We start from the raw sequence: 14292 nt of genomic DNA on the forward strand, positions 1-14292 counted from the left end.
TCATCCTCGGACAACACCAGCTCGGCCATCGGCCGCCCCATCTTCGCCATGAAGACAGCCTACTAATTCAACGAACTAATGGCGCAGGACACTAGCTCGGCTCAGATCCCCAGCTGCTTCGTCTCCCGCAGCCGCTCGATCGCCTCCGGCTCGCCGTCCAGGGCCACCTTCGCCGAGTCCTGGCGACCGTACAGGTACATCACCAGCTCGCCCGGTTCCCCGGAGGCCGTCACCACCGGGGTGCCGCGGTGGGCCACCGCCGTCTGACCGTTCGGGCGGCGCAGCACCAGGCCCACCGGGGCCTTGCGGCCGAGGAGCCGGGCCATCCGCTCCAGCCGGGACCAGAGGGCGTCCGCGAAGACCGGGTCCAGCTCGCGCGGCGACCAGTCGGGCTGGGCCCGCCGGACGTCCTCCGCGTGCACGTAGAACTCGACGACGTTCGCCCCCTCGTCCACCTGCTTGATGGTGAACGGCGAGAACCGCGGCGGCCCCGTCCGGATGAGTTGGATCAGTTCCTCGTACGGCTTCCCGGCGAACTCCGCCTGCACCCGGTCCTGCCGTTCCTTCAGCGCCGGCACGACGGAGCCCGCCGCCGCATCCGGACGCCGCTCCCGCACCACCACATGGGCGGCGAGGTCCCGGGTCCGCCAGCCCTCGCAGAGCGTCGGTGCGTCAGGGCCCGCCGCCTCCAACAGATCGGCGAGCAGAAGCCGTTCACGTTTCGCATGGGTCGACATGCCCGCCAGCGTACGACCGGGACCGCCGGTCCGCCCAGTGGACGTCCCGCCGGGCAGCGCCCCGACGCGCGGCACAATGGCGCCATGACCCGTACGCCCCGGACCCCCAGCGACCTCGATCCGGCCATCGCCGCCCGCCTCAAGCGCAGCGCCGACGGACTCGTCCCCGCCATCGCCCAGCAGTACGACACCGGTGAGGTGCTGATGCTCGGCTGGATGGACGACGAGGCCCTCCACCGCACCCTCACCACCGGCCGCTGCACCTACTGGTCCCGCAGCCGCCGGGAGTACTGGGTCAAGGGCGACACCTCCGGGCACGTCCAGCACGTCAAGTCCGTCGCCCTCGACTGCGACGCCGACACCCTCCTGGTGAAGGTCGACCAGGTCGGCGCCGCCTGCCACACCGGTGCCCGCACCTGCTTCGACGCCGACGTGCTCCCCCTCTCCCAGTAAGGTCCCGTGCCATGGATCTCGAGACCTTCCGCAAGCTGGCGGCCGACCGCCGCGTCATCCCCGTCAGCCGCAGGCTCCTCGCGGACGGCGACACCCCGGTCGGGCTCTACCGCAAGCTCGCCGCCGAACGGCCCGGCACCTTCCTCCTCGAATCCGCGGAGAACGGCCGGAGCTGGTCCCGCTACTCCTTCATCGGAGTCCGCAGCGACGCCACCCTCACCGTGAAGGACGGACGGGCCCATTGGCTCGGCACCCCGCCCGTCGGCGTCCCCGTCGACGGCGACCCGCTCGCCGCCCTGCGCGCCACCGTCGAGACCCTCCACACCCCCCGCGACCTGGCCTCGGGGATGCCGCCCTTCACCGGCGGCATGGTCGGCTACCTCGGCTACGACATCGTCCGCCGGCTGGAGAAGATCGGCGAGCACGGCCGCGACGACCTCCGGCTCCCCGAGCTGACCATGCTCCTCACCAGCGACCTCGCGGTCCTCGACCACTGGGACGGCTCGGTCCTGTTGATCGCCAACGCGATCAACCACAACGACCTGGAGACCGGAGTCGACGAGGCGTACGCCCACGCCGTCGCCCGCCTCGACGCCATGGAGGCCGACCTGGCCCGCCCGGTCGCCACCGCGCCGACCGCCCTGCCCGCCTCCGAGCTCCCCGCGTCCTCCGCCCTCTGGGGAGGCCCCGCCTACCAGGACGCCGTCGAGGACATCAAGGAGCGCATCCGCGCCGGCGAAGCCTTCCAGGTCGTTCCCTCGCAGCGCTTCGAGACCCCCTGCACCGCCTCCGCACTCGACGTGTACCGGGTCCTGCGGGCCACCAACCCCTCCCCGTACATGTACCTCTTCCGCTTCGAGAACGGCTTCGACGTGGTCGGCTCCAGCCCCGAGGCGCTCGTCAAGGTCGAGGACGGGCGGGCGCTGCTCCACCCGATCGCCGGCACCCGGCACCGCGGTGCCACCCCGCAGGAGGACCACGACCTCGCCGAAGAGCTGCTCGCCGACCCCAAGGAGCGCGCCGAGCACCTCATGCTCGTCGACCTCGGCCGCAACGACCTCGGCCGGGTCTGCACCCCCGGTTCCGTCGAGGTCGTCGACTTCATGTCGATCGAGCGCTACTCGCACGTCATGCACATCGTCTCCACCGTGACCGGTGAGGTCGCCGACGGCCGGACCGCCTTCGACGTCCTCACCGCCTGTTTTCCGGCGGGCACCCTCTCCGGAGCGCCCAAGCCCCGCGCCATGCAGATCATCGAGGAGCTCGAACCCTCCCGACGGGGCCTGTACGGCGGATGTGTCGGTTATCTCGATTTCGCCGGGGACGCGGACACCGCCATCGCCATCCGCACCGCCCTGCTCCGCGACGGCACCGCATACGTGCAGGCCGGAGCGGGTGTCGTCGCCGACTCCGACCCGGTCGCCGAGGACAACGAGTGCCGCAACAAGGCCGCGGCCGTGCTTCGAGCCGTCCACACCGCCAACCGGATGAACGACAAGTGAGCACGTAGGGGATAGTGGGGTACGTGAGTGCCGTACCCGTACCCCAGCCCCGTGCCGTCCGCGCGGCCGTTCCCGCCGGTGGTCGCCGCAGCCTGGCCGCGGCCCTCCTCCTCGGCGCCCTCGGTGCCACCGTCGTCCTGCTCTCGGCCGGACAGACCTGGGCCGGCGGCGCCGCATCCGTCGGTGGCGGCAGCGTGGCCATCAAGGTCGACGGCGCCTCCGTCACCGGCGTGCCGACCGCCCTCGCGATCGTCGGCCTCGCCGCGCTCTTCGCCGTCTTCGCCGTCCGACGCACCGGCCGCACCCTCGTCGCCGGGCTCCTCGCGCTCAGCGGCGCGGGCGCCGCGCTCGCCGCGGTCCTCGGCGCCTCCGACAGCGCCGCGCTGAACGCTGAGGCCGCCCGGATCAGCGGCGACACCGCCGCTGCGGTCGCCGACCTCACCCACACCGCCTGGCCGTACGTGACCGCCGCGGGTGCCGTCCTCATCCTGCTCGCCGGACTGCTCGCCCTCCGCTTCGGCAAGAACTGGCCGGCGATGGGAGGGCGCTACGAACGCTCCGGCACCCCCGGTGCCGGCCGCAGGGCGCCCGCCGCCGACCCGGACCGGCCCGAGGAACTGTGGAAGGCCCTGGACCGAGGCGAGGACCCCACCGGGGGAGAGTGAACCGGGACCGGCGCGGACGCCCGTCGGGGCGACCGATCCCGGTGGCGACCGCGACGCGTGATCGTCCCGGCACCCCCGATTCACCTCCGCGCGCCCGCGTGCGGGACAATGAACGCCGAGTGTCCGCGCACGCGAGACCTCACCATCGAGCAACTGCAACGAGGAGCAACTCATGGCGGGCAGCGCCCACGGACACACCCCGGCCGCCTGGACCGGTGTCATCATCTCCTTCATCGGCTTCTGCGTCGCCGGCGTCTTCATGGTGGCCGCCAACCTGCCCGGTTTCTGGGCCGGCGTGGCCGTCATCGTCCTCGGCGGGATCGTCGGCGGCGTGATGAAGGTGGCGGGCCTCGGCATGCCCAAGGAGTCGGCGGACGTCACCGCCGCCCGCGAGGTCGCGACCGCGACCGCGAAGGCCCGCGCCTGACGCGACACGACGCACCCGCGGGCGCGGTCCGGCACTGCCGGGCTGCGCCCGCGGGCGTGAGGAGCGAGAATCACCGGGTGGACGCGCAGCCGACGGCCGGAGCCGTGACCGACGATCATCTCACCCCGCCGGGTGAACCCACAGCGAGGAACGGCGCGGTGCCGCCGGGGACCTGGCCGGGTGGGCCCGCCCCGGCGCCGCTCCCGCCCCGCCGTTCGCCCCTGCGGCGACTGGCCGCCCCGGTCGGTGCGCTCGCCGGGGTCGCCGCGGCGTTCGCCTACGTGGGGACCGTCGACCCCAACGAGCCCGGGCACTATCCCGTCTGCCCGCTGCTGAGGTTCACCGGCATCTACTGCCCGGGGTGCGGCGGACTCCGCAGCGCCCACGCCGTCGCCCACGGAGACCTCGCGACCGCCTTCGGCGCCAACGCCCTCGCCGTGGTCGGCTACGGAGTCTTCGCCGTCCTCATGGCCGTATGGCTGGTTCGCGCCGTCCGTGGGGTCCCCATGCGCCTCGCCGTCCCCACCGGCTGGTGGTGGGCGATCGGCGCCGTCCTCGTGGTCTTCACGGTGGTCCGGAACCTGCCCTTCGGGGCGGCACTGGCTCCCTGAGGGACCGGGGACACCCCTGCGGGAGTCCCAGCAAATGGGACGCCACTCCGGCCGATGCGGGTCCGGGGCCGTCCTGCGGATAGGATCGAAGTGGCTGAACCTGGTTCATCATCACCGTCACCGTCCCAGAAGGGGGCCCCTCGCGTGAGTGTGCTCGACGAGATCATCGAAGGCGTGCGCGCCGACCTCGCAGAGCGGCAGGCGCGGGTCACCCTCGACGAGCTCAAGGAGCGCGCCGCCAAGGCGCCGCAGGCCAAGGACGGCGTCGCCGCACTGCGCGGGGACGGCGTCAAGGTGATCTGCGAGGTCAAGCGCTCCAGCCCGTCCAAGGGGGCGCTCGCCGCGATCGCCGACCCGGCCGGTCTCGCTGCTGACTACGAGGCGGGCGGCGCCGCCGTGATCTCCGTCCTCACCGAGCAGCGCCGCTTCGGCGGGTCCCTCGCCGACCTGGAGGCCGTCCGGGCCCGGGTCGACGTTCCGGTCCTGCGCAAGGACTTCATCGTCACCGCGTACCAGCTCTGGGAGGCGCGGGCGTACGGAGCGGACCTCGCGCTCCTCATCGTCGCCGCCCTGGAGCAGGAGGCCCTGGTCTCCCTCATCGAGCGTGCCGAGTCCATCGGCCTGACCCCGCTGGTCGAGGTCCACGACGAGGAGGAGGTCGAGCGCGCCGTCGACGCGGGTGCCCGGATCATCGGTGTCAACGCCCGTGACCTGAAGACCCTCAAGGTCGACCGCTCCACCTTCGAGCGGGTCGCCCCGGAGGTCCCCGCGCACATCGTCAAGGTCGCCGAGTCCGGCGTCCGCGGGCCGCACGACCTCATCGCCTACGCCAATGCGGGCGCCGATGCCGTGCTCGTCGGCGAGTCCCTCGTCACCGGTCGCGACCCGAAGGTCGCCGTCGCCGACCTCGTCGCCGCCGGCGCCCACCCCGCCCTGCGCCACGGTCGGAGCTGAACCGACCATGAGCCCCCGCCACGGCACGCCGGCACCCCTGGGCACCGCCCCGGGGCACGCCGTCGTGCCGTCGGCACCCGGGCGTCGCGGCCGGCTGCGCAACGCCGCCGCCCCGGTTCCCGCACACGCCCCCCTGGCCCGGGGTTGCCGTCCGCGCGGCTGCCGCGCACCCGCCCGCCGGGTCCTCGGCCGGCGCGTGCGGTACGTGATCGGCGACGAGCCCGGCCAGGTCAACGGCATGCGATGGCGCCCGTGCCCCGCGCGCGTCCTCACGTACGGCGACCGCACCTAGTCGCTGGCCCCGGCCCCCGGCTCCCCGGTGCCCGCCGGAACCGACCCGTCACCGGGTGCCGTCCGTCGTGCCCGCCCGCCCCGCAGCTCCCGGACCAGGTCCGGGGCGGGGCGGCCGTCCGCGACGACGGCTCCGCGGTGCGGGCGTCGCCGCACGTGAGGGTCCCGCGCACACCACGTGACCATCCACCCCACGCGTTCCGGGGCGTCCGCCCCGCGAGGAGCATCCGCATGTCCAGCGAGTTCTTCATTCCCGACCCGGACGGTCAGGTCCCCAGCGCCGAAGGCTACTTCGGTGCCTACGGCGGCAAGTTCATCCCGGAGGCCCTGGTCGCCGCCGTCGACGAGGTCGCGGTCGAGTACGAGAAGGCCAAGGCCGACCCCGAGTTCGCCCGCGAGCTCAACGACCTGATGGTCAACTACACCGGTCGGCCCAGCGCCCTCACCGAGGTCCCGAGGTTCGCCGAGCACGCCGGCGGGGCCCGGGTCTTCCTCAAGCGCGAGGACCTCAACCACACCGGCTCACACAAGATCAACAACGTGCTCGGCCAAGCCCTCCTGACCAAGCGCATGGGCAAGACGCGGGTCATCGCCGAGACCGGTGCCGGTCAGCACGGCGTCGCCACCGCCACCGCCTGTGCCCTCTTCGGGCTCGACTGCACCATCTACATGGGCGAGGTCGACACCCAGCGCCAGGCCCTCAACGTGGCCCGGATGAGGATGCTCGGCGCCGAGGTCATCGCCGTGAAGTCCGGCAGCCGCACCCTCAAGGACGCCATCAACGAGGCCTTCCGCGACTGGGTCGCCAATGTGGACCGGACGCACTACCTCTTCGGCACCGTCGCCGGACCGCACCCCTTCCCGGCGATGGTCCGCGACTTCCACCGGGTCATCGGGGTCGAGGCCCGCCGCCAGGTCCTGGAGCGCACCGGGCGCCTGCCCGACGCGGCGATCGCCTGCGTCGGCGGCGGCTCCAACGCCATCGGCCTCTTCCACGCCTTCGTCCCCGACGCGGACGTGCGGCTGATCGGCTGCGAGCCGGCCGGCCACGGCGTCGAGACCGGTGAGCACGCGGCCACCCTCACCGCCGGCGAGCCCGGCATCCTGCACGGCTCGCGGTCCTACGTGCTCCAGGACGACGAGGGCCAGATCACCGAGCCGTACTCGATCTCGGCGGGCCTGGACTACCCCGGCATCGGCCCCGAGCACGCCTATCTGAAGGACAGCGGGCGCGGGGAGTACCGGGCCGTCACCGATGACGCCGCCATGCAGGCGCTGCGGCTGCTCTCCCGCACCGAGGGCATCATCCCGGCCATCGAGTCGGCGCACGCCCTCGCCGGGGCCCTGGAGGTCGGCAAGGAACTCGGCAAGGACGCCCTGCTCCTGGTGAACCTCTCCGGGCGCGGCGACAAGGACATGGACACGGCCGCCCGCTACTTCGGGCTCTACGACACCGCCGAGGGGGACTCCAAGTGACCGGCACCGGCAACATCCAGCTGCTCGGCGACACCCTCGCCAAGGCCAAGGCCGAGAACCGGGCCGCGCTCATCGCGTACCTGCCGGCCGGCTTCCCCACCGTCGACGGCGGCATCGAGGCCATCAAGGCCGTCTTCGACGGCGGCGCGGACATCGTGGAGGTCGGCCTTCCGCACAGCGACCCGGTGCTCGACGGCCCGGTCATCCAGACCGCCGACGACATCGCCCTGCGCGGCGGCGTCAAGATCGCCGACGTCATGCGGACGGTCCGCGCGGCCCACGAGGCCACCGGCAAGCCGGTCCTCGTCATGACGTACTGGAATCCGATCGACCGTTACGGCATCGCGCGCTTCACCGAGGAGCTCGCCGAGGCCGGCGGTGCGGGCTGCATTCTGCCCGATCTGCCGGTCCAGGAGTCCCAGGTCTGGCGCGAGCACGCTGACAAGCACGGTCTCGCGACCGTCTTCGTCGTCGCGCCCAGCAGCAAGGACGAGCGCCTGGCCACCATCACGGCGGCCGGCTCCGGCTTCGTCTACGCCGCCTCGCTCATGGGCGTCACCGGCACCCGCGAGTCGGTCGGTGAGCAGGCCGCGGACCTGGTCCGCCGCACCCGCGCCACCTCCGCACTGCCGGTGTGCGTCGGCCTCGGCGTCTCCAACGCCACGCAGGCGCGCGAGGTCGCCGGCTTCGCCGACGGCGTCATCGTCGGGTCCGCCTTCGTCCAGCGGCTCCTCGACACCGATGGCGACGAGGCGGCCGGCCTTGCCGCGGTAAGGGAACTGGCGGCCGAACTCGCCGTGGGCGTCCGCCGCGCTCCGTAGCCCGTTCGGGTGGATCTCGGGTCGGGGAGGCGCGGATGTGCCTCCCCGGTTCGTTGCCTGGGGCGTGAGCGAGAAGAACCGTGGTGACGGTAACCGGAGCGCGCGGGAGCGCCTCCAGCAGCAGCGGGAGCGCGACAAGGCCCGCGAGAAGCAGCGGCGCGTCCTGATCGTGGCGTCGGCGGTCGTCGGCGTCCTCGGACTGGCCGCGGTCGTCGGAGTGATCGCCGCTGGCGGGGACAAGGACGGCGGGTCCGACAAGGCGGGACCGGTGGTCGCGCCGACGGGCTCCGTCGAGGGCGACAAGCCCGCCGTCCCCACCGGTGCGACGGACGCCCCGTCGACGCTCGCGATCTGGGAGGACTTCCGCTGCCCGGCGTGCGCCCAGTTCGAGAACGTCATGCGGGACACCATCCACGAGCTGGAGGCCACCGGCGCGCTCAAGGCCGAGTACCACCTGGCCACCCTCATCGACAGGAACATGGGCGGGAGCGGCTCGCTGCGCGCGGCGAACGCGGCCGCGTGCGCCCAGGACGCCGGCAAGTTCACCGCGTACCACGACGTGCTCTACATCAACCAGCCGCCGGAGACGGACGACGCCTTCGGGAACAACGACACGCTGATCGAGCTGGCGGCGAAGGTCCCGGGACTCGACACGCCCGCCTTCCGCAGCTGTGTGAACGACGGGACGCACGACGGCTGGGTGGCGAAGTCGAACGAGGCCTTCCAGAGCGGGGGCTTCCGCGGCACCCCGTCCGTCCTCCTCAACGGGGAATCGATCTTCCCGACCAAGGGGAACGAGCAGATCTCACCGGAGAACCTGAAGAAGTGGGTCGCCGAGGCCAATCAGGGCAAGAAGCCCGGCACGGCGTCCCCCTCCGCGGGTTAGTTACCCATACGTTGCCGGGTGGGCTGCCGTCCCGCCCGCCCGGCAGGGTAGCGTCGGTCCTGCCATGGACCTTGCCTACATTCCCAGCCCGTCGACCGGCGTGATCCACCTCGGACCGATCCCGCTGCGCGGCTATGCCTTCTGCATCATCATCGGTGTCTTCGTTGCCGTCTGGTACGGCAACAAGCGCTGGATCGCCCGGGGCGGCACCGCCGGCACCGTGGCCGACATCGCCGTCTGGGCGGTGCCCTTCGGCCTCCTCGGCGGACGCCTCTACCACGTGATCACCGACTACCAGCTGTACTTCAGCGAGGGTGAGAACTGGGTCGACGCCTTCAAGATCTGGGAGGGCGGCCTCGGCATCTGGGGCGCCATCGCACTCGGTGCGGTGGGCGCCTGGATCGGCTGTCGTCGCCGGGGCATCCCGCTGCCGGCGTACGCCGACGCCATCGCTCCCGGCATCGCCTTCGCCCAGGCCATCGGCCGCTGGGGCAACTGGTTCAACCAGGAGCTGTACGGCCGGCCGACCGACCTGCCCTGGGCCCTGAAGATCACCGAGGGCGCGAATCGCGAGGCCGGGCTCTACCACCCGACCTTCCTGTACGAGTCCCTCTGGTGCGTCGCCGTCGGCTTCTTCGTCGTCTGGGCCGACCGCCGCTTCAAGCTCGGCCACGGCCGTGCCTTCGCCCTGTACGTCGCCGCCTACTGCACGGGCCGCGTCTGGACCGAGTACCTGCGCGTCGACGAGGCGCACCACGTCCTCGGCCTGCGGCTGAACGTGTGGACGTCGATCATCGTCTTCCTGCTCGCGGTGCTCTACATCGTGCTCTCGTCGCGGCTGCGTCCCGGACGCGAAGAGGTCGTGGAGCGGGGTGCGGACGCGCAGAAGGCGGAGCAGGCCGAGAAGCCGGGCGAGGTCGGGAAGGACGGAGGGGCTGCGGAGGCCGCCGCGGACGGCGTGCCGTCGGAAGCGGAGCCGGAGGACACCGCCCCCGGGGCGGACTCCCCGAAGGACGACGCGCCCGAGGACCCCGAGAAGTCAGAGAAGTCAGAGAACGGTGCCGGATCGGCCACCAAGGGCTGACCGTCCACGCCCAGGGGGCCGTCGGGACCGAGGGGTCCCGGCGGCCCCTTCACATGCGGTGGGGCGGGGTCAGTCCGCACGGGCCGCGAGGGCGAGGACCCGGCGCGCGCCCTCCACCACCGCGGCGTCGACGAAGCGGCCGTCCGGGAGGGCCAGGGCGCCCCGCTCGGCCGCAGCCGCCTCGACGACCTCCCGGGCCGCGTCGACCTCCTCCGCAGTGGGCAGGTAGGCGCGTTCGATGACCGCGAGTTGACGGGGATGGATGGCGGCCCGGCCGAGGAAGCCGAGCGCGCGGCCCCGGGCGCAGTCGGCGGCCAGCGCCACCGGGTCGCCGAGGTGCGGGTGCACGGACTGGACCGGGGGCGGGAGGCCGGCCGCGCGGGCGGCGACCACGAGACGGCTGCGCGGCCAGTCGAGGCCGCCGTCCTCCCGCACCCCCAGGTCGGCGCGGAGGTCGGCCTCGCCGAGGGCGATTCCCCGCACGGCGGGATGGGCGGTGGCGATGGCGTAGGCGTGCTCCACGGCGAGGGCGTTCTCCAGGAGCGGATAGAGGGGGAGCCCGGGGGCGAGCCCGGCGATCCGGTGGATGTCAGTGGGGTGTGTCACCTTGGGGAGACGGAGACCGCAGAGGCCGGGGAGGGGGGCCAGGGTGGGGATGTCGAGCAGACGGTGGACGCGGACGTGCACCGGAACGGGGTGGACCTCCCCCAGCAGATCGACCGTGGAGTCGAGGGCGTACGCCTTGCGGTGCGGGGCGACGGCGTCCTCCAGGTCGACGATCACGACGTCGGCGCCGGAGCCCAGGGCCTTGTGGACCACCGCTGGGCGATCGCCCGGCGCGTACAGCCAGGTCAGCGGCGGACGGGAGGAGGAAGCGCCGGGAGCGGCAGGGCCCGGGGGTGCCTCGCTCGCCGTGCCGGTCCCTTCGCCGTCGACGGGGCCGCGGAGGGGGTTCATACCGCCCCCTGCACGCGGAGGGCGTCGATCTCTGCCGGCGTGAGCCCGAGTTCGGTGAGGACGGCGGTGGTGTCGGCGCCGTGCGGGCGGCCGGGCCAGCGGATGGCTCCAGGGGTCTCGGAGAGGCGGAAGAGGACGTTCTGCATCTTGATCGGACCGAGTTCCGGGTCCTCCACCTCGGTGACGGTGTGCAGCGCCCGGTACTGGGGGTCGTCCAGCACGTCCCGGACGTCGTAGACGGGAGCGATGGCCGCGTCCGCCTTGTCGAAGGCCGCCATCGCCTCGTCCCGGGTGTGGCGGGCGATCCAGGAGCCGACCGCCTCGTCCAGGACGTCCGCGTGTGCGGCCCGACCCGTGCCGTCGGCGAACCACGGCTCGTCGATCAGTTCGGGCCGGCCGACGAGCCGCAACACCCGCTCGGCGATCGACTGGGCGGAGGTGGAGACGGCGACCCAGGAGCCGTCGGAGGTCCGGTAGGTGTTGCGCGGGGCGTTGTTCAGGGAGCGGTTTCCGGTCCTGGGCTGGACGTAACCGAGTTGGTCGTACCAGAGGGGGTGGGGTCCGATGACGGAGAGCATCGGCTCGATGATCGCCATGTCGACGACCTGGCCGAGACCGGTCGTCGTCCTCGCGGCAAGTGCCGTCATCACCGCGTATGCGGTGGCCAGGGCGGCGATGGAGTCGGCGAGGCCGAAGGGGGGCAGGGTCGGCGGACCGTCCGGTTCGCCGGTGACGGCGGCGAAGCCGCTCATCGCCTCGGCGAGGGTGCCGAAGCCGGGGCGGTGGGCGTACGGCCCGAACTGGCCGAAGCCGGTGACGCGGGCCAGGACGAGACGCGGATTGACGGCCGACAGCTCCTCCCAGCCCAGACCCCAGCGCTCCAGGGTGCCGGGACGGAAGTTCTCCACGACGACGTCCGCCTCGGCGGCGAGGGCGAGCAGCACCTCACGTCCGCCCGCCGAAGACAGGTCGAGGGTGATCGCCCGCTTGTTGCGGCCCAGGACCTTCCACCACAGGCCGATCCCGTCCTTCGCGGGGCCGTGGCCACGGGACGGGTCCGGCGTGCGGGGATGCTCGACCTTGACGACGTCGGCGCCGAAGTCCCCCAGCATCATGGCGGCGAGCGGGCCGGCGAAGAGGGTGGCGAGGTCCAGGACGCGCAGCCCGTGCAGCGGCGTTCCCGGGGTGGTGGTCGGCGGACGGCCCGGGAGCGCCGGTCCGCCGGGGCTCCCGGAGCCTGCCGGGCCGTCGGGCGCGGTGGCCGATGTGGGGACGGTCATGCGGAGTCGGCCTCCAGGATGTGGGGGGAGAGGAACGCGGCCTCGATCTCCACGCGGTACGGCATGGAGGTGGAGGCGCCCTCGCGTTGAACGGAGAGGGCGGCGGCGGTCTGCGCCCAGGCCAGCGCCCTCGGAGCGGGACGTCCCTCGCCCAGGGCGACCGCGAGGGCACCGACGAAGGTGTCGCCGGCTCCGGTGGTGTCCACGGCCCGTACCCGGGGTGCGGGCACCACGAGCGGCTCGGCGCCGCGCACCGCGTAGAGGCTGCCGGCCGAGCCCAGGGTGATGACCACCTCGGGGACTTCCTGCAGCAGGGCGTGCGCGGCGGCGTGCGGGTCGGTGAGTCCGGTGAGCGCGGCGGCCTCGTGCTCGTTGGGCACCAAGAGGTCGATGGAGGAGAGGAGTTCCGGCGGAAGCGGTTGGGCGGGGGCGGGGGTGAGGACGGTGCGGACCCCGAGCCGGCGGGCGGTGGCGGCGCCCTCCACGACGACGGAGAGGGGGAGTTCGAGCTGGAGGAGCAGGATGTCAGCGGTGCCGATGAGGGCCTCGTCGCCGTGGGTGAGGGAGGTGACGCTGCTGTTGGCGCCGGGGACGACGACGATCGCGTTGCCGCCCTCGTCGTCGACGACGACGTGGGCGGTGCCGGAAGAGCCCTCGGCGGTGCGCAGCAGATCGGTGTCCACCGCGCAGTGTTCGAGGGTGGCGCGGAGCCGCACGCCGAAGTCGTCCGTGCCGACCGCGCCGATCATCGCCACCTCGGCGCCCGCACGGGCCGCGGCGACGGCCTGGTTGGCGCCCTTGCCGCCGGGGACCGTCCGGAAGGAGCGGCCGGTGACCGTTTCACCGAGGGCGGGGGCCCGCGGCACATAGGTGACGAGGTCCATGTTCGTGCTGCCGAGCACGACGATGCTGGTCATGGGCGTACTGCCTCCAGGAGTGTCAGTTCGGCCAGGGCGTCGAAACCGATGCCGTCGAAGGACGCGACGGAACTCGCCAGGCGGTTCTTGAGAGGGGCGGTCCAGCGTTCGGGAAGCCGATCCGGGTGGCCCGTGAGCAGCCCGGCGACCGAACCGGCGGTGGCGCCGTTGGAGTCGGTGTCCCAGCCTCCCGAGACCGCCGCGCAGATGGAGCGGGAGAAGTCTCCGTCGGCGTGGGTGAGGGCGGCGGCGAGGAGGGCGGCGTTGGGGACGGCATGCACCCAGTGGTACCCGCCGAGCTCGCGGTGCAGCCGGTCGACGACGGCGTCGAAGTCCTCGGGGTGGGCCCGTGCGGTGTCGATGCCGAGGCGGACCGCCCGGGCGAGGCGCGAGTCCGGCGGGATCACGCCGAGGCCGGCGGTCAGCGCCCCGTGGACGTCGGCGGTGCCGGTGGCCGCGGTGGCGAGCGCGGCAGCGACGAACATGGCCCCGTAGACGCCGTTGGCGGTGTGCGTGAGCCGTGCGTCCCGGTGTGCCTGCGCGGCGGCGGCCACCGGGTCGCCGGGCCGCGTCCAGCCGTGGACGTCGGCGCGGATCTGGGCCCCGATCCATTCGCGGAACGGGTTGCGGCGGAGGGCGGTCAGCGGGGGTTCGACGCCGTCCAGGAGGTTGCGGTAGGCGACGCGTTCGGCGGTGAAGGTGCGGCCGGCGGGAAGTTCGTCGAGCCAGAGGCGGGCGACGTCGGCGGTGGTGAAGTCGCGGCCGTGCCGCTGGAGGAGCAGCAGGTTGAGGAGGGGGTAGTTGAGGTCGTCGTCCTCGGGCATGCCGTCGATGTTCTCGGCGAGACAAGCAGCGGCGGAGCGACGGTTCCAGGGATGGGCGGCGAGCAGTTCCGGGGGGACGCCCCGGGCCGTGAACCAGGTGGTGAGGGGCCAGTTGCCGGTGGCGCGGGCGAGGGCCCGGATGCCGGGGAGGGGGAGCTTCTCCACGGGCTTGCCGAGCAGGCACCCGACGGCCCGCCCGAGCCAGGCGGCGTGCAACCGGTCGAGGAGTGCGGTGTCGGTCGAGACGGCCGGGTGCTCGTGGGGGGTGGGTGGGGGAGGAGGGGCGCTCCGGGGGGCGCGCGGACGGTCGGAGCGCGGTGCCGGGCGGTCCGTCCCGCCGGCCCGCCGGGGCGGGCCGGCGGGCAGCGCGGGGGGAGGCGCGGCGAGCGACCTGATCAGCGGGACGC

General features: G+C 73.2%; 16 protein-coding genes. 11 read left to right on the forward strand and 5 right to left on the reverse strand.

Annotation, left to right across the window (positions count from 1 at the left end; translation table 11 throughout):
* Positions 1-101: 101 nt before the first annotated feature.
* Positions 102-737, reverse strand: a complete 636-nt coding sequence (locus ACFW2Y_RS01250) for a TIGR03085 family metal-binding protein (protein ID WP_384871721.1) — start codon at positions 735-737, stop codon at positions 102-104.
* Positions 738-821: 84 nt separating this feature from the next.
* On the opposite strand from ACFW2Y_RS01250, the gene hisI reads away from it, so the two are divergent.
* The 11 genes from hisI to lgt all read left to right on the forward strand — a co-directional run bounded on the left by hisI (position 822) and on the right by lgt (position 9907).
* A complete protein-coding gene (gene hisI, locus ACFW2Y_RS01255; RefSeq protein WP_384871724.1) occupies positions 822-1190 on the forward strand; it encodes a phosphoribosyl-AMP cyclohydrolase in 369 nt (122 codons plus the stop codon).
* Positions 1191-1201: 11 nt separating this feature from the next.
* Positions 1202-2692, forward strand: a complete 1491-nt coding sequence (locus tag ACFW2Y_RS01260) for an anthranilate synthase component I (RefSeq protein ID WP_384871727.1) — start codon at positions 1202-1204, stop codon at positions 2690-2692.
* 14 nt (positions 2693-2706) lie between these two features.
* Positions 2707-3357 carry a TIGR02234 family membrane protein gene (locus ACFW2Y_RS01265; RefSeq protein WP_384871729.1) on the forward strand — a complete coding sequence of 217 codons (651 nt, stop codon included), beginning with the start codon at positions 2707-2709 and terminating at the stop codon, positions 3355-3357.
* A gap of 172 nt (positions 3358-3529) precedes the next feature.
* Positions 3530-3784, forward strand: a complete 255-nt coding sequence (locus tag ACFW2Y_RS01270; RefSeq protein ID WP_384871732.1) for an HGxxPAAW family protein — start codon at positions 3530-3532, stop codon at positions 3782-3784.
* Positions 3785-3888: 104 nt separating this feature from the next.
* Positions 3889-4395 (forward strand): DUF2752 domain-containing protein, encoded by a 507-nt coding sequence (locus tag ACFW2Y_RS01275; RefSeq protein ID WP_384871734.1) that lies wholly within the window; start codon positions 3889-3891, stop codon positions 4393-4395.
* 144 nt (positions 4396-4539) lie between these two features.
* The gene (gene trpC, locus ACFW2Y_RS01280) at positions 4540-5349 is read left to right on the forward strand and encodes an indole-3-glycerol phosphate synthase TrpC (protein ID WP_384871737.1); all 810 of its coding nucleotides are present in this window, start codon (positions 4540-4542) and stop codon (positions 5347-5349) included.
* A 7-nt stretch (positions 5350-5356) separates the two neighbouring features.
* Complete coding sequence (gene trpM, locus ACFW2Y_RS01285) at positions 5357-5641, forward strand: tryptophan biosynthesis modulator TrpM (RefSeq protein ID WP_384871738.1); 285 nt, start codon at positions 5357-5359, stop codon at positions 5639-5641.
* A gap of 230 nt (positions 5642-5871) precedes the next feature.
* The gene (trpB, locus tag ACFW2Y_RS01290) at positions 5872-7116 is read left to right on the forward strand and encodes a tryptophan synthase subunit beta (protein WP_384871741.1); all 1245 of its coding nucleotides are present in this window, start codon (positions 5872-5874) and stop codon (positions 7114-7116) included.
* Positions 7113-7937: a tryptophan synthase subunit alpha gene (trpA, locus tag ACFW2Y_RS01295; protein ID WP_384871744.1), complete on the forward strand. Its 825-nt coding sequence runs from the start codon at positions 7113-7115 to the stop codon at positions 7935-7937. Before trpB ends, trpA begins: the two co-directional genes overlap by 4 nt.
* Before the next feature lie 64 nt (positions 7938-8001).
* The gene (locus ACFW2Y_RS01300) at positions 8002-8823 is read left to right on the forward strand and encodes a DsbA family protein (RefSeq protein ID WP_384871747.1); all 822 of its coding nucleotides are present in this window, start codon (positions 8002-8004) and stop codon (positions 8821-8823) included.
* 64 nt (positions 8824-8887) lie between these two features.
* Entirely contained in the window at positions 8888-9907 is a 1020-nt protein-coding gene (gene lgt, locus ACFW2Y_RS01305; RefSeq protein ID WP_384871750.1) for a prolipoprotein diacylglyceryl transferase, read from the forward strand.
* A 69-nt stretch (positions 9908-9976) separates the two neighbouring features.
* Here the strand turns inward: lgt and ACFW2Y_RS01310 are convergent, their stop codons facing one another.
* The 4 genes from ACFW2Y_RS01310 to ACFW2Y_RS01325 form a co-directional block, all read right to left on the reverse strand.
* The gene (locus tag ACFW2Y_RS01310) at positions 9977-10864 is read right to left on the reverse strand and encodes an HpcH/HpaI aldolase/citrate lyase family protein (protein ID WP_384871752.1); all 888 of its coding nucleotides are present in this window, start codon (positions 10862-10864) and stop codon (positions 9977-9979) included.
* Positions 10861-12144, reverse strand: a complete 1284-nt coding sequence (locus ACFW2Y_RS01315) for a CaiB/BaiF CoA transferase family protein (protein ID WP_384871754.1) — start codon at positions 12142-12144, stop codon at positions 10861-10863. The genes ACFW2Y_RS01310 and ACFW2Y_RS01315 overlap by 4 nt, the downstream gene beginning before the upstream one ends.
* Positions 12141-13061 carry a ribokinase gene (gene rbsK, locus ACFW2Y_RS01320; RefSeq protein ID WP_384871757.1) on the reverse strand — a complete coding sequence of 307 codons (921 nt, stop codon included), beginning with the start codon at positions 13059-13061 and terminating at the stop codon, positions 12141-12143. Before rbsK ends, ACFW2Y_RS01315 begins: the two co-directional genes overlap by 4 nt.
* A partial coding sequence (locus tag ACFW2Y_RS01325) for an ADP-ribosylglycohydrolase family protein (protein ID WP_384871759.1) occupies positions 13058-14292 on the reverse strand: 1235 nt, incomplete at its 5' end. The genes ACFW2Y_RS01325 and rbsK, both read right to left, overlap by 4 nt.

Source organism: Streptomyces sp. NPDC058877, assembly GCF_042742855.1.
In the GTDB taxonomy this organism is placed as follows: domain Bacteria; phylum Actinomycetota; class Actinomycetes; order Streptomycetales; family Streptomycetaceae; genus Streptomyces.